Origin of the sequence: Bradyrhizobium oropedii, from assembly GCF_020889685.1 — a bacterium.
GTDB classification, from domain to species: Bacteria; Pseudomonadota; Alphaproteobacteria; order Rhizobiales; family Xanthobacteraceae; genus Bradyrhizobium; species Bradyrhizobium oropedii.
The window spans coordinates 15,879-35,458 of record NZ_JACMYO010000076.1 but is presented as its reverse complement, the minus strand read 5'-3'; the positions used below and the strand labels follow the sequence as shown (position 1 = coordinate 35,458).

At 64.4% G+C, this 19,580-nt stretch carries 22 protein-coding genes; 13 read left to right on the top strand and 9 right to left on the bottom strand.

What is annotated here, in order from left to right:
* Window positions 1-39: 39 nt before the first annotated feature.
* Window positions 40-231 carry a hypothetical protein gene (locus tag H8A95_RS21675; RefSeq protein WP_229184934.1) on the top strand — a complete coding sequence of 64 codons (192 nt, stop codon included), beginning with the start codon at window positions 40-42 and terminating at the stop codon, window positions 229-231.
* The gene (locus H8A95_RS21670; RefSeq protein WP_229184933.1) at window positions 219-644 is read left to right on the top strand and encodes a DUF3574 domain-containing protein; all 426 of its coding nucleotides are present in this window, start codon (window positions 219-221) and stop codon (window positions 642-644) included. The genes H8A95_RS21675 and H8A95_RS21670 overlap by 13 nt, the downstream gene beginning before the upstream one ends.
* 145 nt (window positions 645-789) lie before the next feature.
* Here the strand turns inward: H8A95_RS21670 and H8A95_RS21665 are convergent, their stop codons facing one another.
* Window positions 790-1,605 (bottom strand): lytic murein transglycosylase, encoded by an 816-nt coding sequence (locus H8A95_RS21665; RefSeq protein WP_229184932.1) that lies wholly within the window; start codon window positions 1,603-1,605, stop codon window positions 790-792.
* Window positions 1,606-1,837: 232 nt separating this feature from the next.
* Window positions 1,838-2,749, bottom strand: coding sequence for a DUF2189 domain-containing protein (locus H8A95_RS21660; protein ID WP_229184931.1), 912 nt, complete (start codon window positions 2,747-2,749; stop codon window positions 1,838-1,840).
* A gap of 289 nt (window positions 2,750-3,038) precedes the next feature.
* Between H8A95_RS21660 and H8A95_RS21655 the strand changes: the two genes are divergently transcribed.
* Both H8A95_RS21655 and H8A95_RS21650 read left to right on the top strand, forming a co-directional pair.
* Window positions 3,039-3,452: a DUF3597 domain-containing protein gene (locus tag H8A95_RS21655; RefSeq protein WP_229184930.1), complete on the top strand. Its 414-nt coding sequence runs from the start codon at window positions 3,039-3,041 to the stop codon at window positions 3,450-3,452.
* Window positions 3,453-3,566: 114 nt separating this feature from the next.
* Entirely contained in the window at window positions 3,567-4,358 is a 792-nt protein-coding gene (locus tag H8A95_RS21650) for a fumarylacetoacetate hydrolase family protein (protein WP_229184938.1), read from the top strand.
* 11 nt (window positions 4,359-4,369) lie between these two features.
* Here H8A95_RS21650 and H8A95_RS21645 read toward each other — a convergent pair whose 3' ends face one another.
* A complete protein-coding gene (locus H8A95_RS21645; protein WP_163158304.1) occupies window positions 4,370-4,642 on the bottom strand; it encodes a GNAT family N-acetyltransferase in 273 nt (90 codons plus the stop codon).
* 100 nt (window positions 4,643-4,742) lie between these two features.
* Here H8A95_RS21645 and H8A95_RS21640 point away from each other — a divergent pair, with 100 nt between their 5' ends.
* From H8A95_RS21640 to H8A95_RS21625, 4 genes are all read left to right on the top strand, one after another.
* Window positions 4,743-5,687, top strand: coding sequence for a tetratricopeptide repeat protein (locus H8A95_RS21640; RefSeq protein ID WP_229184929.1), 945 nt, complete (start codon window positions 4,743-4,745; stop codon window positions 5,685-5,687).
* A 172-nt stretch (window positions 5,688-5,859) separates the two neighbouring features.
* Window positions 5,860-6,261, top strand: coding sequence for an SPW repeat protein (locus tag H8A95_RS21635; protein ID WP_229184928.1), 402 nt, complete (start codon window positions 5,860-5,862; stop codon window positions 6,259-6,261).
* Window positions 6,262-6,471: 210 nt separating this feature from the next.
* Window positions 6,472-8,112, top strand: coding sequence for an acyl-CoA synthetase (locus H8A95_RS21630; RefSeq protein ID WP_229184927.1), 1,641 nt, complete (start codon window positions 6,472-6,474; stop codon window positions 8,110-8,112).
* Between the two features lie 4 nt (window positions 8,113-8,116).
* Window positions 8,117-8,992, top strand: coding sequence for a PCC domain-containing protein (locus tag H8A95_RS21625; protein ID WP_229184926.1), 876 nt, complete (start codon window positions 8,117-8,119; stop codon window positions 8,990-8,992).
* Between the two features lie 208 nt (window positions 8,993-9,200).
* Here H8A95_RS21625 and H8A95_RS21620 read toward each other — a convergent pair whose 3' ends face one another.
* On the bottom strand, window positions 9,201-9,524 hold the full coding sequence (locus tag H8A95_RS21620) for a hypothetical protein (protein ID WP_229184925.1): 324 nt from the start codon (window positions 9,522-9,524) through the stop codon (window positions 9,201-9,203).
* A 4-nt stretch (window positions 9,525-9,528) separates the two neighbouring features.
* A complete protein-coding gene (locus tag H8A95_RS21615; RefSeq protein WP_229184924.1) occupies window positions 9,529-9,933 on the bottom strand; it encodes a PaaI family thioesterase in 405 nt (134 codons plus the stop codon).
* 167 nt (window positions 9,934-10,100) lie between these two features.
* Between H8A95_RS21615 and H8A95_RS21610 the strand changes: the two genes are divergently transcribed.
* The 5 genes from H8A95_RS21610 to H8A95_RS21590 all read left to right on the top strand — a co-directional run bounded on the left by H8A95_RS21610 (window position 10,101) and on the right by H8A95_RS21590 (window position 13,869).
* Window positions 10,101-10,865 (top strand): AAA family ATPase, encoded by a 765-nt coding sequence (locus H8A95_RS21610; protein ID WP_229184923.1) that lies wholly within the window; start codon window positions 10,101-10,103, stop codon window positions 10,863-10,865.
* 154 nt (window positions 10,866-11,019) lie between these two features.
* On the top strand, window positions 11,020-11,529 hold the full coding sequence (locus H8A95_RS21605; RefSeq protein WP_229184922.1) for an SRPBCC family protein: 510 nt from the start codon (window positions 11,020-11,022) through the stop codon (window positions 11,527-11,529).
* Window positions 11,530-11,652: 123 nt separating this feature from the next.
* Window positions 11,653-12,591 carry a YVTN family beta-propeller repeat protein gene (locus H8A95_RS21600; RefSeq protein ID WP_229184921.1) on the top strand — a complete coding sequence of 313 codons (939 nt, stop codon included), beginning with the start codon at window positions 11,653-11,655 and terminating at the stop codon, window positions 12,589-12,591.
* A gap of 450 nt (window positions 12,592-13,041) precedes the next feature.
* Window positions 13,042-13,374 carry a PRC-barrel domain-containing protein gene (locus tag H8A95_RS21595; RefSeq protein WP_229184920.1) on the top strand — a complete coding sequence of 111 codons (333 nt, stop codon included), beginning with the start codon at window positions 13,042-13,044 and terminating at the stop codon, window positions 13,372-13,374.
* A gap of 123 nt (window positions 13,375-13,497) precedes the next feature.
* The gene (locus tag H8A95_RS21590; RefSeq protein WP_229184919.1) at window positions 13,498-13,869 is read left to right on the top strand and encodes a VOC family protein; all 372 of its coding nucleotides are present in this window, start codon (window positions 13,498-13,500) and stop codon (window positions 13,867-13,869) included.
* A 33-nt stretch (window positions 13,870-13,902) separates the two neighbouring features.
* On the opposite strand, the gene H8A95_RS21585 is transcribed toward H8A95_RS21590, so the two are convergent.
* The 4 genes from H8A95_RS21585 to H8A95_RS21570 all read right to left on the bottom strand — a co-directional run bounded on the left by H8A95_RS21585 (window position 13,903) and on the right by H8A95_RS21570 (window position 19,183).
* Complete coding sequence (locus H8A95_RS21585) at window positions 13,903-14,169, bottom strand: hypothetical protein (protein ID WP_229184918.1); 267 nt, start codon at window positions 14,167-14,169, stop codon at window positions 13,903-13,905.
* A 6-nt stretch (window positions 14,170-14,175) separates the two neighbouring features.
* Window positions 14,176-17,163, bottom strand: coding sequence for an excinuclease ABC subunit UvrA (uvrA, locus tag H8A95_RS21580; protein WP_229184917.1), 2,988 nt, complete (start codon window positions 17,161-17,163; stop codon window positions 14,176-14,178).
* A gap of 247 nt (window positions 17,164-17,410) precedes the next feature.
* Window positions 17,411-18,070, bottom strand: a complete 660-nt coding sequence (locus H8A95_RS21575; protein WP_229184937.1) for an outer membrane protein — start codon at window positions 18,068-18,070, stop codon at window positions 17,411-17,413.
* Window positions 18,071-18,439: 369 nt separating this feature from the next.
* A complete protein-coding gene (locus tag H8A95_RS21570) occupies window positions 18,440-19,183 on the bottom strand; it encodes an outer membrane protein (protein ID WP_229184916.1) in 744 nt (247 codons plus the stop codon).
* Window positions 19,184-19,580: the final 397 nt, after the last annotated feature.

Below are 19,580 nucleotides of genomic sequence, written 5' to 3'. Positions count from 1 at the left end.
TGCTAGCGCAAAACCGACTTGCGCGCAGAAAGATATTAGATGATTCCAGCGCTGCTTTTGCGTGCTGAAGTCGCGCTCGGCGACATCACGCCTGCCGTGGGCATCATCGGCGTACTGGCCGTGTTCCTCGGAACGTTACTGTTTGCCTGGATGGTGTACCGGACCGCAGCCCCCAAGACTTCGCCTGCCGGAGTGGCAAAGCTCGCAGCTCGAACTTCATGCGCCCACTGATCCAAGCCGCGGTGTGGCTGGTCCTCGTTGCGGGAAGTAACGCGTCTTCCGCCGAAGGCGCGGCAACTTCCTGCCAGCTGATCAATGGCAAGGCGATGATGCAGGCCGAACTGCTCTTTGGACGTCGTATCGCCGGACATGGCCGCGTATCGGACGCCCAGTGGACCGACTTCCTTCTCCGGGAAGTGACACCGCGCTTTCCAGATGGATTGACCGTGCTCAGGGCCTCCGGCCAGTGGCGCGACCCGGACACGGGCCGAATCACACGCGAGCCGTCCTATGTCGTGCGCATCATCGCTGCCGAAACGCCGGAGACCTTGGCACGCTTGACACAGATCGGCGCCGCATACAGGCAGCGCTTTCATCAACAGTCGGTTGGCCTCACGCTCTCGACCACTTGCGCATCGTTCTGACCGCTCGCTGCAACCGCAACATCCATCCCCATCGCGCGCGCAACGTTAGTCGCCGGCCAAGTGGATGAGGATGAGCCGATGGCAATGAAGCCGCAACGTATCATCGAATTTCGGTTCTCGACTGCTGTCGGCCCTTTGACATACCTTATGGCGCTTTGGCGAGCTGGGTTGCGAAGTAGCCGATCGTCTTGGCGTAGACCTCGCTCTTGTTCCACTGCTGGATCACGGCAAAGTTCTCGCTGCCGGGCTCCCAGCCTTTGCCCTTCTTCCAGCCGTAACTCTTCAGGAAGTTCGCCGTCGATGCCAGCACGTCGGGTACGTTGTGCAGCAGGTCGCGCTTGCCGTTGCCGTCGAAGTCGACCGCGAATTTGATGTAGGACGACGGCATGAATTGGGTCTGGCCGAGTTCGCCGGCCCAGGCGCCGCGCATCTCCTGCGGCGCAAGGTCGCCGCGCTCGACGATGCGCAACCCATCCATCAGTTCGGCCTTGAACATGTCGGAGCGGCGGCAATCATAGGCCAGCGTCGCCAGCGAACGCAGGGTCGGAAACTTGCCGGTGTTGACGCCGAAATCGGTCTCCAGCCCCCAGATCGCGACCAGGATTTCACCCGGCACGCCATAGGCCTCCTCGATCCGCGACAGCACGGAGCCGTAGCGCTTCATCATGTCGGAGCCGCGGTTGAGGCGGGGCGGCACCATGCGGCCCGAGAACTGCTCGAACGTCTGGCTGAACACTTGCTGCGAATGATCGCGCGCCAGGATCGCCTTGTCTTGCGTGACGCCGTTCAATCCGGCCTGGATCGCGTTCTGCGAGATGCCTTTCGCCGCAGCCTCCTTCTTGAAATCGTCGAGCCAGGACTCGAACGTGCCCGTGCCGCATTGGGCGGCCAGCGCCGTCGCGGTCGTGGTCAAGAGCCACGCGCCAACGGCGAGGGCGCGAAGGGGAATGCGAGAAGTCATAGGCAATTTACTCCGGAGTCTGCGATGTCATCGATTGGTCGCGAAACCCGGCGGGTATGTTCGCGGCAACAGCGGCCAAAACAAGGCTCGTGATTGAGCCGTTTATCTCAGCCAGCGCTGCAAATGCCACGCCAAGTTCACACCCATTTGACGATCCGGAACGACAAACCGCCGGCCGAATATATCGGCCGGCGGTTGCTTTCACGTTTACGCGTTCAGTTTCGGCCGGCGCTTAGCCGCGATCGCTGCGCCGCCATGGAAACAGATTGGCCGGGAAGTCCGCGGCGGGCTTGCGCTCGCGCGGTTCGGGGATGATCGGCCGCGCATTCGGATCCTTGACGATGACCTCGCGGTAGAGATGCCAGGTGGCGTGACCGAGCAGCGGGATCACCACCGCAAGCCCGAGGAAGAACGGGATCGTACCCAGCACCAGCAGCGCCGCGACGATCAGGCCCCAGGCCGCCATCGGCACCGGGTTCTGTGCGACGGCGCGCATCGACGTCACCATGGCTTCGCCGGCGCTTGCCTGGCGGTCCAGCATCATGGGGAAGGCGACCACGCTGATGCAAAGCGCGACCAGCGCGAACAGGAAGCCGACGCTGCAGCCGACTACAATCAACCACCAGCCTTGCGGGGTGGTCAGCACGCGCTCGGCAAAATCGGGAATGTCGGCCGCGATCGCATAGCCGAACACCGCCGTGTAGATCGCCTGCGCGGTCGCGATCCAGGTCACGAACAGCGCGAACAGCAGCGTTCCGACTCCGAGCATCGCGCCGAACGACGGCGAGCGGAATACCTGAATGGCGTCCCATGCGGATGCTTCCCCGCCATCCTCGCGGCGGCGGCTCATCTCGTAGAGGCCGATGGCGGCAAACGGGCCGAGCAGGGCGAAGCCCGCGGCCATTGGAAACAGCAGGGGCAGCACAGAATAGCCGTGCACGGTGCGCGCAAGCACAAGACCGAGCACCGGATAGATCAGACACAGGATGATGGCGTGGCTTGGCACCGCCTTGAAGTCTTCCCAGCCGAGACGCAGCGCATGATGCAAATCGGACAGGCCGATGGTACGAATGACAGGCGCAGACGCGGCACCTTGTCCGCTCTGCGTCATCGATGTGACATTGCCTTGGTATGGAGTGGCCATGGTCGTTGTCTCCCTCTGGGGCGATCGCATTTTGCGCCCGGCACGCGGGCACAAACGTACCGCCTCTCGAAGCGATCACGAGCAAGCCAGACGCGAAAGACAAAGCAGGGAACTGGCCGTGTCGCGAACTGTGCAGCAAGGGTACTCCCAAACCGCGGCAAAAGCACTCACGCTTAAGTGAATGTCGCATTGGCAAGCTATGGAGGGGACGATAGACTTGAACTGCGACCACGGTCAGCCGGCGCATTGCCGTGTGACCTTCACATCTCAACTCTCTTGGGAGCGAACGATGAGCATTTTCGGAAAAATCATGGGCGCGATCTTCGGCAGCAGCGCCAGCGCCGCGCCCGCCGGCGGAACGGCCACAAGCGCAGCTCCTGCCGGTGGATCCGGCAGTGCATCGTCGTCTCCTGCTGCAGTGCCCGCCGGTGCGGCGCCCGCGCAGTCCGTTGACGTTGCCCCCATCCTCGACAAGGCGGTGGCAGCGAAGGGCGAGAAGCTCGAATGGCGGACCTCGATCGTCGACCTGATGAAGGCGCTCGACATCGACTCCAGCCTGACGGCGCGCAAGGAGCTTGCCAAGGAGCTCGGCTACACCGGCGACACCAACGATTCCGCCAGCATGAACATCTGGCTGCACAAGCAGGTGATGACCAAGCTCGCGGCCAATGGCGGCAAGCTGCCCCCGGATATCAAGCACTGACGGGATCATCTTCCCGCAGACGGCCAGGGCCCGCGCCAGCGCGGGCCCTTTTTTATGGAACAGCGAACATCTATAGATCGACCAACAAGAAGGAGAACTCCCATGAAAACTCCGATGACTGATCTCGATCGCCGGACGATGCTCGCGACCGGCGCCCTCGCTCTGGCCGGCGCCGCCGCACAATCCGCGCCGGTCCATGCCGAGACCGCGCCGAAGGCGATGTTTCCGGTACCGGCCGTGACGATCCCGATCGTCGGCGCCACCGAGGTCTTCCAGGTTCGTCGCATCTACTGCATCGGCCGCAACTACGCGGCGCATGCGCTCGAGCGCGGCTCCGATCCGACCCGCGAGCCGCCGTTCTTCTTCCAGAAGCCGACCGATGCGATCCAGAATGTCGCGATCGGCGCGGTCGCCGATCATCCCTATCCGTCGCTGACCAAGAATTATCACCATGAGGTCGAGCTGGTCGCGGCGCTGAAATCCGGTGGCACCAGCATTCCCGCCGACAAGGCGCTCGAGCATGTCTATGGCTACGCGCTTGGGCTCGACATGACGCGGCGCGATTTGCAGAACGGCATGGCGGCGGAGAAGAAGCCGTGGGAGATCGGCAAGAGCTTTGACCACGCCGCGGTGCTCGGGCCGATCCATCCGGCTGACAAGACCGGTCACTTCACGAAGGGCGCGATCTCGCTCGCGGTCAACGGCACGGTGCGGCAGAGTTCGGATCTGAAGAACATGATCTGGAGTGTCGCCGAGCAGATCGCGAAGCTCTCCGAGGCCTTCGAGCTGAAGGCCGGCGACATCATCTATTCCGGCACGCCGGAGAATGTCGGCCCGGTCGTCAAGGGCGACGTGCTGCTCTGCAAGCTCGAGGGCCTGCCCGACATGTCGATCAAGATCGTTTGACGAGCCCGGCGCTAGCCGGCAAGATCCGCGTATTCCGGATGTTTGTTGAGGTAATCCACCACGAAGCCGCAGCCGGCGATCACCTTGTGGCCGTCGGCACGGATCAGCTCCAGCGCGCCCTTGACCAGCTCCGATGCGATGCCGCGGCCGCGCAGGGCGCGCGGTGTCTCGGTATGGGTGATGATGACGGCCGAGGGCGTCTGCCGGTAATTGGCAAAGGCTGTGCCGCCCTCGGTGTCGAGTTCGAAGCGCCTCTCGGCCTTGTTGTCGCGGACGGCAGCCATCGCAAAATCCTGGTTGATTCACAGGTCTTGATCTAAGCGTGTGAACCCGTCGGTGCAAAGCCGCGACCAACCCGCAAATTGGCATTTGTGGATTGACGATATGCGCATTTTGCCCTGCCTTGCCGCCGCATTGCTCGGCGCCGCCCTGACCCTGCCAAAACCTCCGCAAGCGGCGGCCGCCGACGATCCGAGCTGGCAGACCTGCATCGGCGCCACGACGGCCCCAGGCGACCGCGTGGCCTCCTGCACGACGGTCATCGACGGCAGGACCGAGACCGGCAGGCGGCTTGCGGGAGCCTATTGTAACCGCGGCCATGGGCTGACCGAGAAGCGCGAGCTCGACGCCGCGCTCGCCGACCTCAACGAGGCCATCAGGCTCGATCCCGCCTTTGCCTGCGCCTACACCAATCGCGGTCGCGTCTACGCCTTCAGGCAGGATCTCGATCATGCAATCGCCGACTACGACGAGGCGATCCGCATCGATCCGGCGTTTGCGCTGGCCTACAACAATCGCGGCGATGCCTGGCTCAACAAGGGCGATCTCGACCGCGCGCTGGCCGACCTCGGCCTCGCCATCAAATACAATCCAGAGCTCTTGACGGCCTACGGCAATCGCGGCTTCGTCTACTATCGCAAGCATGACGCGGCGCACGCGATTGCCGACTTCACCACCGAGATCAGGCTCGAGCCCAACGTGCTCGCCTACCTCAACCGCGGCAATGTCTATCGCGACGCCGAGCAGCTCGACCGCGCCGCCGCCGACTACGGTGAGGTGACCAAGATTGCGCCGACCGATGCGCGCGGCTGGCGCAACCGCGGCCTGGTCCGGCTGTTCCAGGGCAACAACAAGGGCGGGCTCGCGGATTACGACAAGGCGTTGCAATATGATCCCGCCGACGTCAATTCCTGGAACAACCGCGGCCAGGCCAAGCTGCGGCTCGGCGACAAGAAGGGTGCGGCGGCCGACTTCCGCAAGGCGCTCGAGCTGGAACCGGACCTGAAGACCGCCAAGGCGGGGCTGGCGCGTCTCGGCGAGGTGCGGTGACGCAGCTGTCGCTCCTGCCGCATCGCACACACGCGGATCGGGCCTTGCGGTGCGATGCAATTCGATTAGGCTTCACGGCAGACATACGCCCCTGATGCGGCCCGATGGTCGATTGGTACGGAGTCATGGGACCGGCCGCTGACGTATGCCCCTTGTCGCAAGGAGGTTCGTCATGTCGGACAATCGTTTCTTCGGCACACACCACACCTGGGAGGACTGGCTCGGCATGGCGCTTGGCGTGCTGATCATGGTCTCGCCCTGGTTCCCGATGCAGGTCAGCGACGTCGTCGATGTCGAGCGCAGCCATCTGGTGCTCAACAGCTTCGTGGTTGGCATGCTGGTGCTGGGTCTCGCCCAGCTCGAATATGTCGCGCTGCATCGCTGGGAGGAGGTGGCGAGCATTCTGCTCGGCCTCTGGCTGATCGCGTCGCCTGCCATCTTCGGCTATTTGGACGACCGGGCGCTGCAGCTCTGGCACATCCTGCTCGGCGCGCTGGTCGCCATGATCGGCGCGTTGCAGCTTTGGCAGGACTGGAACCTGAGCGAGCAGGAACTGGCCAAGCATCCGCAGTAGCGCTCCGTACCGGCGGCAACGGGCTCGCCGTTGCCCGCGCGCGGTATCATGGCGCTGCGCCCGGCAGGCCTTGCCGAAGGCGGCGGCTTGGCGATAAATCGGGTGGTACCAACCCCTTGCGGCGCTTGAAGACGCCCGGTTCTGACCGAGGAAACACCCGATGATCGTCCTGACCATGCCCTGTCTGTTGTGCGTTTCGGCGGGGCGACAATGAGCGGGACGGCTGCTGCCGCGCCGCGCGGCGGAATCGCGCGGGTGTCGCGCCGGGTGATGAACCTCGCCTACATCCTGACCCAGAACGCCCGCCGCCATGGCGATCGCCCCGGCTTCATCTGGAACGAGAAGGCGTGGTCGTGGCGCCATATCGACCAGAATGTCTCGGCGCTGGCGGCGGCGCTGGCCGCGCGCGGCATCGTCAAGGGCGACCGCATCCTGGTTCATTCCAAGAACTGCGACGAGATGTTCTGGTCGATGTTCGCGGCCTTCCGGCTCGGCGCGGTCTGGGTGCCGACCAATTTCCGCCTGATGCCGGACGAGGTCGCCTATCTGGCCGCAGCCTCCGGTGCCAAGGCGTTTCTCTGCCACGCCGATTTCCCCGAGCATGCCAAGGCGGCCGCCAATCCCGCGCTCGAATTCGTCTGGCGGATCGGTGAGGAGGGCACCTTCGGCGAAGTGACCGTCGGTGACGTCATCGCCAAACACGCCGGCGCCGCGGTCGAGAACGTGCCGGTCGACTACGACGATCCATGCTGGTTCTTCTTCACCTCCGGCACCACCGGCCGCTCCAAGGCGGCGGTCCTGACCCACGGCCAGATGGCCTTCGTGATCACCAATCATCTCGCCGACTTGATGCCCGGCACCACCGAACAGGACGCCTCGCTGGTGGTGGCGCCGCTGTCGCATGGCGCCGGCGTGCATCAGCTGGTGCAGACCGCGCGCGGCGTGCCGACCATCCTGCTGCCGTCGGAGAAGTTCGACATCGCGGAGGCGTTCCGCCTGATCGCGAAGCATCGCGTCAGCAACATGTTCACGGTGCCGACCATCCTGAAGATGATGGTCGAGCATCCCGCCGCCGACCAGCACGACCATTCCTCGCTGCGCTACATCATCTATGCCGGCGCGCCGATGTATCGCGAGGACCAGAAGGCGGCGCTGAGCAAGCTCGGCGGCGTGCTGGTGCAGTATTTCGGCCTCGGCGAGGTCACCGGCAACATCACGGTGCTGCCGCCCGGCCTGCACGATCCCGAGGACGGACCGCATGCGCGGATCGGCACCTGCGGGTTCGAGCGCACCGGCATGCAGGTCTCGATCCAGGACGACGACGGACGTGAGCTGAAGCCGCACGAGACCGGCGAGATCTGCGTGATCGGTCCCGGCGTGTTCGCCGGCTACTACGACAATCCCGACGCCAATGCGAAGGCGTTTCGCGACGGCTGGTTCCGCACCGGCGATCTCGGCCACATCGACGAGGAGGGCTTTGTCTACATCACTGGCCGCGCCTCCGACATGTACATCTCCGGCGGCTCCAACATCTATCCGCGCGAGATCGAGGAGAAGCTGTTGACGCATCCGGCGGTCGGCGAGGTCGCGGTGCTCGGCGCGCCCGATCCCTTCTGGGGCGAGGTCGGCGTCGCCGTCTGCGTCGCGCGGGAGGGCACCGACGCGGTCGCGGAAGCGGAGCTTGCCGCCTATCTCGCGCCGAAGGTGCCGCGCTACAAGATGCCGAAGCGCTTCTTTTTCTGGGAGGCGTTGCCGAAGTCCGGCTACGGCAAGGTGCCGAAGCGGCTGATCCGCGACGAGCTCGAGGCGCGTGGGCTGCTCGAGGTGATCGCCAAATCGACGGGTGCGTGAGGCGATGCGCAGCATCGCCCAGCCTGGCTCTCCCATAACCGAGCGCATCCAATGGGTCGCCGCGCGCGGCCGCGGCTTTTCATTCGTGCTCGAGGCCGGCATTCCCTTGCTCGAAGCCGTGCGCCGCGGCTTTGCGGCGGAGGGTTTTGCCGGTGGCGTGCTGAGCGCCAAGGGTGGCGCGCTGGGGCCGTTCGCCTATGTCATGCCGGCCCTGTCGAAGGACGGCGTCAATGCAGCCTTTTACAGCGACACGTTTCGTCCCGACGGCGTGACGCGGCTCAAGCTCGCGGCGTTGACCTTTGGCGAGCGCGACGGCGCGCCGTTCTTTCATTGCCACGGCCTGTGGACCGAGGCCGACGGCCGCTTCAACGGCGGACACATGCTGCCGGATGAGACCATCGTCGCCGAGCCGTTCGAGGTCAGTGCTTTCGGGATCGACGGCGCGACGTTCCTGGCCGAGCCCGACAGCGAGACCAATTTCAAGCTGTTCGGTCCGGTCGCAACCGAACCGCGCGGGGCGAAGGCCACAAGCCATGCCTTCGCACTGCGGCTGCGGCCGAACCAGGATTTCGCCTGCGCGCTGGAGGGCTTCTGCCGCCAGCACGGCATCCTGCGCGCGCGGCTGCATGGCGGCGTCGGCTCGACCATCGGCGCGGTCTTGACCGATGGTCACAGCGTGGTGCCGTTCGCGACCGAGCTTGCGGTGACCGCAGGGCAGATCGCGCCCGATGCCAATCGCCGTCTGCGGGCCAGCCTCGACGTCGCGCTGGTCGACTATCTCGGCGGCATCGCCGAGGGACGTCTGGTGCGTGGCGATAATCCGGTGCTGATGACGATGGAGCTGGTGCTTGAGGTGCTGGAGGAGGCGGAGCAGCCGTAGGCACATCCTCTCCACGCGTCGTCCCTGGAGATACCGCGCCGCACCCTCCGCTGTCGTCCCGGCGAAGGCCGGGACCACAGGGTTGTGTTGTAGAACGAAGGCTGTGGCCCCAGCATCGCGCAACAAGTCGCATTCGTGGCAATGGGTCCCGGCCTTCGCCGGGACGACACTGAGTGTGTTGCAGAGTCAGCAGTCGGCGGCAGGGGGATCACCGCCGCTTGCGCACATGGACATTGATGTCGAGATCGATGGCACTGACGCAGGTCTGCTCGGTGCGGTGCGAACCGCCCTCGTGCCAGTGGCCGTTACGCAGGCTGATGCCGCTGACCCGAGCCAGCCGCAGGCAGCGCCATTGCGGCAGCTTGCCCGAGCTCTCGCCGGCGAATTGCCAGGCCAGCACGACCTCTTCGCCGCCCTTGTTGTAGCCGATGATGTGCGGGCAGAGCTCGCGCCGGCGGCCGGCATAGACGCAGACGACCTGCTGCTCGGCGAGGATCGCCTTGCGGAAGGTGGTGTAGGTGCGACTTGCCATCCGTTCATTCGTCGAAGACGCGGAAGACGGCCGCCGCCGTCACCAGCAGCTTGTCGCCGGCGAAGGCTTCCCCATCGACGAAGGCGAAGGTCCGCGTGATCTTCTTCACGATGGTGCGGCCGATGATCCATGAACCTGGCGCCGTGCCGCTGACGAAGCGGCTGTCCAGCGACACGGTGGCGCATTTGCGCTTGGTCGCCACGAAGACGGCGCTGCCGAGCGCGGTGTCGAGGAAGCCGAGGATCGCCCCGCCATGGATGTAGCCGTAGGGGTTACCGTGCCGCTCGTCGCTCTGAAAACCCCATTCGGGGCCTGCTTCGCTTTCGCGCCAGTAGTAAGGGCCGTTGTGGTCGATGAACCCTGGGCGGTTCGGCAGGAGTTTGAAGCCCTCGGGAGGCGAAGCTGTCATGTGGGGATCATCTAGGTTGGAGCGGAGCGCTGCGGCGCTGGGAGCCGAACGTATCATTGTGCGCGGGCATGCGCGCCAGCCCGGCGTGTATCGTTCCTGTTATGTTCTTGACGCTGTCCGGCGCATCTGGGATGGTTCGGGCTGGTGCGTGGAGGCGAGGGCGGCCGGTGGCAAGACGACAGCGTCCGATCAATATGCCCGCGCCGTATCTCCGGCGGGTCTGGCTCGATCCGACCCGCATTCCCAACCGCGAGGCCTATCCGTTCGTGCTGCCGCTGCTGCGCGACGAATTTGAACTCGGCTTCGACAAGGCGATCACCATCATCGTCGGCGAGAACGGCACCGGCAAGTCGACGTTGCTGGAAGGTATCGCCGTGATGGCCGGCTATGACGACGCCGGCGGCGGCAAGGGCTATCGCGCGGTCGACCATGGTCGTGCAGTGGAGAAGATGGGCGGCTCGCTTGCGGTGGCGCTGCGTGCAAGCTGGCTGCCCAAGATCACCAACGGCTGGTTCTTCCGCGCAGAGAGCTTCTTCTCGGTGGCGCGCTATGTCGACGAGGCCGCGCTGGACGTCGGAGACATACCGCCGAACTTCCTGTCCTATTCCCACGGCGAAGGCTTTCTGCGCTTCTTCGAGGAGCGCTGCCAGCGGCAGGGCATCTTCATCTTCGACGAGCCGGAATCCGCGCTGTCGCCGGCGCGCCAGATCGAATTCCTCAAGCTGCTGCACCGGATGCACGGCACCGGCCACTGCCAGGTGATCATGGCGACGCATGCGCCCCTCCTGATGGCCTATCCGAACGCGACGCTGCTGCGGCTGACCAAATACGGGCTCGAGCCGGTAAGCCTGCGGGATACCGATCACTACCGGCTGATGCGCGAGTTCTGCGACGACCCGAAGGGGTTCGTCGAGGCCGCGATCGAGGAATGAACCCGTTGTCCAGCGGCTTGCCTCCCGGCGAACCCGGCGGCCGCGAACTTCGCTCTGGTGCAAGAAGCCGATCCCCGATCTAGTCTAGAATCTCGAACCATAAGCTTCGGCGCGCCCGTCACGGCGCAGACCGACAAACCGGGAGAGAACAAGGATGAGGCGTACGATCGCGCGTGCCGGCGTCGTGGTGGCGGCATTGGCTGTGTTGGGGGCCGCCTGGGCCCATGGGCCGACCCGCCAGAAGGTGCGGGAATCCATCGAGATCGACGCGCCGCAGGCGAAGGTGTGGGCGGTGATCGGCAATTTCCAGGACATGAGCTGGCTCGCCGGCGTCACCAAGACCGAAGGCGAGAAGGGCAACGACATCGGCGCCACCGTCGACGAGGAACTCTACAAATACGAGCCCGAGATGATGAGCTATTCGTACCGGATCACGGCGGTCGACGTGAAGGTGCTGCCGGTCACCAACTATTCCTCGACGCTGACGGTGTCGCCGGCGCCCGAGGGCAAGACGAAGCTGGAATGGGCCGGCGCGTTCTACCGCGGCTTTCCCAACAATGATCCGCCGCCGGAACTGAACGACGAGGCCGCGATCAAGGCGGTGAGCGGGCTCTACAAGGCCGGGCTCGAGGCGCTGAAGAAGAAGATCGAGAGCGGGACCTGAGCGGATGCGAACCGTACCGTCATTGCGAGGAGCGGCAGCGACGAAGCAATCCATTCTTCCGTTCTGCGGCGCCGTGGATTGCTTCGCTTTACTCGCAATGACGTGGATGGAATTGTGCGTACCGTGAAGACGATCGTTCTGGCTGCGCTGCTCGGCCTGCTCGGCGGCGCGCATGCCGAGGAGGCGTTCGTCACCAACCAGCTCAGCGACGATCTCACGGTGGTCGATCTCGCGACCTCGAAGCCGGTCGCGACGATTGCGATCGGCGGCAAGCCCGCCGGCGTCGCGGTCAGCAATGACGGCCGCTTTGCCTATGTGACAAGCCCGGATGCCAAGGCGCTCACCGTGGTCGACGCGGCCGCGCGGAAGGTGGTCGGCCGGGTCGATGTCGGCGGCGGTCCGCTCGGCATTGCGGTAGCACCCGACGGAGCGACGGTCTACGTCGCCGACTGGTATGCCGCCGCGGTGCGGGTGATCGACGCGAAGGAGCAGCGGGTTGCCGCCAGCATCGCGGTCGGCGCATCGCCGTCCGGGCTCGCCGTGACGCCGGACGGGCGTCTGCTGCTCTCGGCCGACCGCGACGACGACAGCGTGTCGATCGTCGACACCGCCACGCGGGAGCGGAGAGGGATCGTGAAGGTCGGCACCCGCCCGTTCGGCGTCACCATCGATGCCGACGGCAAGCGCGCCTACACCGCCAATGTCGGCTCCAACGACGTCTCCGTGATCGACATCGCCGGTGCGCGCGAGCTTGGCCGCGTCCACGTCGGCCTGCGCCCCTATGCGGTGGCGCTGGCGCAGGGCCGCGGCTTCGTCACCGACCAGTATGACGGCAAGGTCAGCGTGTTCGACCTCGCGACCTTGCAGCCGGTGAAGCGGATCACGGTCGGCGACTATCCCGAAGGCATCGAGGCAACGGGCGACGGCAAACGCATCGTAGTCGCGAACTGGGAGAGCAATACGTTGAGCGTGATCGATGCCGCCGAGCTGAAGGTGATTGGCGAGGTCAAGGTCGGCGATGGGCCAAGGGCGTTCGGGGCGTTTCTCAGAAGGACGGAGTAGGGGCCGTGCGCAGGGCGTAGCCTTAACTGTGTCAGGTACTCTCTTGGTCGTCATTGCGAAAAGCTCGCGACAAAAATTGCTTGGCAACTTTCGAGCTGAAGCGATGAAGCAAAGGTCCACGTCCCAAAATATCGAAAACAACCCCATGCAAAGTAGCAGGTGGCTGCCGGCACCGGAAAAGCGACTTGACGCGTCGGGCAAATCAGTGATACGTTTCTATTATTCCGAAATAATGCAGGTGCCCGCCGCCGCGACGATGGCATTTGTCGGGTGCTCCTTTCGTCGTCATTGCGAGGAGCTTGTCACCGGTGTTCGTGCAACTCGTTGACCTGGAATAACGCAGCAGGGCTAACCCGGCTTATGGCCTGTCGCCGAGCTACGACCCATTGGCTCACCGGCGCGGCGGGCATATATTATCGAGCAAATACGAGGAAACAGCGGGAGGATGCCATGCATCATACCTTGGTGCCCAGTGACCGCGTCGAGCACGTCTGCGTCTTCGGGCGCGACGGCGCAAGGCTCGGTTCGATCGAGCGGCTGATGCTCGACAAGGTCAGCGGAACGGTTGCCTACGCCATCATCAAGACCGGCGGCGTGCTGAGTACCCACCACCACTATCCCGTCAGGTGGACCGCGCTGCGTTTTGATCCCGCCCGGCAGGCCTTCGAGGTCGAGGTGACGCTGGAGGAGCTGCGCACCGGACCGTGCGAATTCGATGGCGACGAATTCGACTGGGGCGATCGCTCGCGATCGTATACGCACCCGAATTATTGGGCGGTGTAGCAGAGCAGGTGAGGGAAGCCGTAGCCCGCATGAGCGAAGCGACATGCGGGAGCTACCAACGTGTTTGATCGGAAGTCTCACTTCGCACACCCGGGGTACTTGCTTAGCCCAAGACAGGCACACATGACTCACTTCAAGCCCGCCGGCTGGCCTGCCGTCATACCGAGAATTGTCACGCGCGATCTGACCGGCTTGGCCGGTTTCCTGAGAGACGTCTTCGGCGCGAAAGGCGAAGTCCGGCCCGGAGCGCCGACGGAAATGCGCATCGGGGACTCGATCATCCTGATCAGCGACGGCGGGGGCGTCCGAGAAGCAATGCCGGCCTTTCTCTACGTCTATGTTCCGAACGCCGACGAGATCTATCGGCGGGCGATTGCGGCCGGCGCCGAATCGATCGAGACACCTGCGGATACGCCCTACGGCGACAGACGAGCGATGGTCCGGGATCCCTGGGCAAACGTCTGGCAGATCGCCACCTATCGCGGGAATCCGTAGGATGGGTTTCGCTTCACTCTATCATCCTACGCGTCAGGTTCTGGTTTCGACCGCGTACACGACCATCTCGTGATCGCCGACTTCAAATCTTGTCCGCCATACGCGCGACAATTCCGGCATCTGCTCCCATTCGCCCCAAGCCCGGGCCAAATCTTTTCGCAACACTGGAGTCAGTCCTGGAAGTGCGCCATCCGGGATCTGCGCCAACGCCTGTGGTGCAAAGCCCTTGAAGTTGCTGTAGCGGCCCTGCACAGCATGCGTCGAGCTCCGATAGCTCACGATGTAGCTGTACAGCGGCATGCCCGACTACTCCGCCGCCTCGCTCGCTGAGCTCTTCCGCGGCTTGCTGTTAGCCTTCTTCAGCACCGGCGCCAAAAACTTGCCCGTATAGCTCCTCGGCGCCTTGACGATGTCCTCGGGCGGGCCCCAGGCGACGATCTCGCCGCCGCCGTCGCCGCCTTCGGGGCCGAGGTCGATCACCCAGTCGGCGGTCTTGATGACCTCGAGATTGTGCTCGATCACCACCACCGTGTTGCCCTGGGCGACCAGCTCGTGCAGCACCTCCAGAAGTTTTGCGACGTCATGGAAGTGCAGGCCGGTGGTCGGCTCGTCCAGGATGTAGAGCGTGCGGCCGGTGGCGCGCTTTGACAATTCCTTGGCGAGCTTGACGCGCTGGGCTTCGCCGCCGGACAGCGTGGTGGCCTGCTGGCCGACATGGATGTAGTCGAGGCCGACGCGATGCAGGGTCTGGAAGGTCTCGCGCACGCGCGGCACCGCCTTGAAGAACTCGGCGGCTTCCTCGACGGTCATGTCGAGCACGTCGGCGATGCTCTTGCCCTTGAACAGCACCTCCAGGGTCTCGCGGTTGTAGCGCTTGCCCTTGCAGGTGTCGCAGGTGACATAGACGTCGGGCAGGAAGTGCATCTCGATCTTGATGACGCCGTCGCCTTGGCAGGCCTCGCAGCGGCCGCCCTTGACGTTGAACGAGAACCGCCCGGGCTCGTAGCCGCGCGCCTTCGCCTCGGGGAGGCCGGCGAACCATTCGCGGATCGGCGTGAACGCACCGGTATAGGTCGCGGGATTGGAACGCGGGGTGCGGCCGATTGGCGACTGGTCGATGTCGATGATCTTGTCGATGTGCTCGAGGCCCTCGATGCGGTCGTGCGGGGCGGCGCCTTCGCTGGCATTGTTCAGCTTGCGGGCGATCGACTTGTAGAGCGTGTCGATCAGCAAGGTCGACTTGCCGCCGCCGGAGACGCCGGTCACGCAGGTGAACAGGCCGAGCGGGATCTCGGCCGAGACGTTCTTCAGATTGTTGCCGCGGGCGTTGATGACCTTGATGGTGCGCCGGTGGTTCGGCGGCCGCCGGTCGGGGACGGGCACCGAAAGCTCGCCGGTGAGGTACTTGCCGGTCAGCGATTTCGGGTTGCGCATGATCCCGTCGGGCGTGCCTTCGGCGACGATGTGGCCGCCGTGCATGCCGGCGCCGGGCCCGATGTCGAGCACATAGTCGGCAAGCCGGATGGCGTCCTCGTCATGCTCGACCACGACCACGGTGTTGCCGAGGTCGCGCAGCCGCTTCAGCGTGTCGAGCAGGCGGGCATTGTCGCGCTGGTGCAGGCCGATCGACGGCTCGTCCAGCACGTAGAGCACGCCGGTCAGGCCCGAGCCGATCTGCGAGGCCAGGCGGATGCGCTGGCTCTCGCCGCCGGACAGCGTGCCGGACGAGCGCGACAGCGTCAGGTAATTCAGGCCGACGTCGAGCAGGAAGGTCAGGCGCTCGCGGATCTCCTTGAGGATGCGCGCGGCGATCTCGTTCTGCTGCGCGTTGAGTGCCTCCGGCACCGTCTCGAACCATTCGCCGGCGCGCCTCACCGAGAGATCGGAGATCTCGCCGATATGCTTAGCCCCGATCTTGACGCAGAGCGCCTCGGGCTTCAGCCGATAGCCTTTGCAGCCGGCGCAGGGCACGTCGGAGAAATACTTGCCGAGCTCCTCGCGCGCCCATTCGCTTTCGGTCTCGCGGTAGCGGCGGTTGATGTTGGTGACGACGCCTTCGAACGGCTTCTTGGTGTCGTAGGAGCGGACTCCGTCCTCATAGGAGAACTTGATCTCGTCGTCACCGGAGCCGTGCAGCAGCGCGGCCTGCACCTTCTTGGTCAGGTCCTTCCACTTGGTGTCGAGCGTGAACTTGTAGTGCTTGCCGAGCGCGGTCAGGGTCTGGATGTAATAGGGCGAGGACGATTTCGCCCAGGGCGCGATCGCGCCCTTACGCAGGGTCAGCTCCTTGTCGGGGATGACCAGGTCCTCGTCGATATGCTGCTCGACGCCGAGGCCGCCGCAGGCCGGGCAGGCGCCGTAGGGGTTGTTGAACGAGAACAGGCGCGGCTCGATCTCGGGGATCGTGAAGCCGGACACCGGGCAGGCGAACTTCTCCGAGAACAGGATGCGCTCGGGGCCGCTCTTGTCGTGGATCTTTGCGGTTTTCTTCTTGTCCTCTTTCTTCTCGTCTTGCCCGGCCGCCGCAGGCGCATCGGCGTATTCGATCACGGCGAGGCCGTCGGCGAGCTTCAGCGCGGTCTCGAAACTTTCCGCGAGGCGCTGGGAGAGGTCGGGGCGCACCACGATGCGGTCGACCACGACGTCGATGTCGTGCGGGAATTTCTTGTCGAGCGCGGGCGCCTCCGACAGCTCATGGAAGGTGCCGTCGATCTTGACGCGCTGAAAGCCCTTCTTGAGATACTCGGCGAGCTCCTTCTTGTACTCGCCCTTGCGGCCGCGCACGACCGGCGCCAACAGATAGAGGCGGGTGCCTTCCGGCAGCGCCAGCACGCGGTCGACCATCTGCGAGACGATCTGGCTCTCGATCGGCAGGCCGGTGGCCGGCGAATAGGGCACGCCGACGCGCGCCCACAAGAGGCGCATGTAGTCGTAGATCTCGGTGACGGTGCCGACGGTGGAGCGCGGGTTCTTCGACGTCGTCTTCTGCTCGATCGAGATCGCCGGCGACAGGCCGTCGATCTGGTCGACATCCGGCTTCTGCATCATCTCCAAAAATTGCCGCGCATAGGCCGACAGAGACTCGACGTAGCGGCGCTGGCCCTCGGCATAGATGGTGTCGAATGCGAGCGACGACTTGCCGGAGCCGGACAGGCCGGTGAACACCACGAGCTTGTCGCGCGGGATCTCGACGTCGATGTTCTTCAGATTGTGTTCGCGCGCGCCGCGGATCGTGATGGCGCGCGATGAGGAGCCGGCGGTCTGTTGGCGCTTCGCCTTGAGCACTTCATCCATTGCGACAATTCCGGGCGCATGATCGGGCGCCTTTTGGGCGCGCATCGCCGGTGCTGCCGGGACCTTGCGCCGATGGGTGAGAAGACTGGAACGTAGGAAGAACGGCCGACAATTTCCAGTCCTGAGTCGTCTCCATCAACGGATAGTTTGCTTGTTGGCAGCAGCCGTCAGCAGGGTGGGGTTCCGGGACGCAAAAAGGCCGGCGCGAGGCCGGCCTTTCCGTGCGATCTGACCGCAGGTCGATCTCTTAGTACTTGGCGACGATCGGGCCGCCGAAGTGATAGTTCACGCCGAACTGGACGCTGTGCAGGTTGAGGTCGGGGGACCGCACGCCGAAGTAGGTCTCGCTGCCGAGGCTGCGATACAGGTACTCGCCCTTGACCGACCACTGCGGCGCGATGAACGCCTCGATGCCGGCGCCGACGGTCCAGCCGGAGTGGAAGTTGCTCTGCGAAGCGGTCACGCCGAGCGCGCTGACGCTGATCTTATTGTCGACCCAGGCGTAGCCGCCGGTGCCGTAGAACAGCACCTTGTCGACGGCGAAGCCGATGCGGCCGCGCGCGGTGCCGAGCGCGTCGACCTTGCTCTTCACGGTGACGCCGAGCGTGCTGGCCGAAGCGTCGACGTCAGCCCAGGCGCCGTCGGCCTCGAGGCCGTACACGATGTTGCTGGTCTGCCAGTTGTAGCCGATGGTGCCGCCGGCGAAGCCGCCTTCCATCTTCGGATTGCCGGACTCCTCGCTGGCATAGCCACCGAAGCCGCCGATGTAGAAGCCGGTCCAGTTGTAGATCGCGGCCGGCGGCGGAGCCTTCACGTAAGGCGCGCGTGCCGCCATATCGGCGGCCATTGCCGGTGCAATTGCGCTGAGGGCAAACATGCCGGCCGACGCCAGCAAAACATTCCTGATTTTCAAAGTCCCAGTCCCATTTTCTTGTTGTCCCTTCAAACATTGAAGGGAACGTCACAGCAGTGTCGTGTGACGCTCGCGTGTTTCTACATAGAAATCTTGGAAGTTGTGTATCTGTGAAACCACAATGCACGGAAAATGGTCCAGGCCCGGCGCGCGCTTGCTCGCAACGAAATAGCCGACGCAGGGCCGGCTCTTGTGTTCGCCGTGCAGGTGCGGCGCGCGGTCGCTCAGTATTTCGCGGACACAACCGGGCTCGCTGCGTTGCCACGCCCGTAGGCAAGCTGACCGCGCAAGCAAAGCGGCAGCGCAAACAAAAAGGCCGGCGGGAGGCCGGCCTTTCGTCTGGATCAAATCCGGGTCGCGCGATCAGTAGCGCGCAACGACCGGGCCGCCCCACTTGTAGTTCACGCGGACGGTCACGAGGTCGACGTCCTGGCGATCGCGGATGCTGCTGAACAGCGCGCCGGTCGGGGTGGTGAGGTTGTAGGTCTTGTCCTGCATGAACAGGTGGTCGTATTCGATGCCGGCGGTCCAGTTCGGCGCGAAGCCGACTTCGATGCCGGCGCCGATGGTGCCACCCCAGCGGGTGTCGCTTGCGCGGCCGGCAAGCGCGCCGGTCGGCGTGAAGTAGGTGCTGAAGCGGTTGTCGGTCAGCGCCGCACCGCCCTTGGCGTAGAGCAGCACGTTGTTGACGGCGTAGCCGATCTGGCCGGTGAACAGGCCGAAGGCGTCGATCTTGGTCTGGTTGGTGAACAGGCCCGGGAAGATCGCGCTGTTGTTGCTACCCTTCAGGTCAGCCCAGTCGCCCTGCGCTTCGAGGCCGAACACCCAGGTGCCCGCCTGCCAGCGATAGCCGATCTGGCCGCCGGCGACGCCGCCGGTCGCATCATGGCAACCATCCGATCCGATGAAGATGCCGCCCGGGACCTGGTCCCAGCAATTGTGGCTCGAGCCCCAGCCGCCGTTGGCGCCGATGTAGAAGCCGCTCCAGTCATAGACGGCAGCGATCATCGGCGGCGCCTTGGTGTACGGGCGCGCAGCGAGGTCAGCGGCCGCGGCAGGCGCAGCAAAGGCGATCAGAGCAACCGTTCCGAGCAAAAACTTCTTCATTTCAAAACTCCCCAGCTTCCCGATCGGCTTCCAAAAGGGTCCCGAAGCCGAACTCAGACGCGAGCGCCCGTCTGATGGTTGGTAGCTATACGCTGATTCAACCGGAAAGGCCGTCTCCCAAAAGCCACACTCGGGGAAGAAGTGCGGCGAGAATAAGATGCTGATTTATATATTGATTTTCTAAAGTGCCGAAGCAGCTCCGCGCCCTGAACCGAAATCGGCTGTCGCTCCATTGCCCGCGCCCGCTTCTACGGTTGGTTGTGGCGAACAAAACTGGAACATTCCCGGCCGGGATGCTATATCTGATTATCGTGGATAACCGCGCGAGGACCAAGGCGGCGAGCCGGCACCGGCGTATAGGGTCATCCACGACGCCTGCAATGTAAGTGGCGAAGGT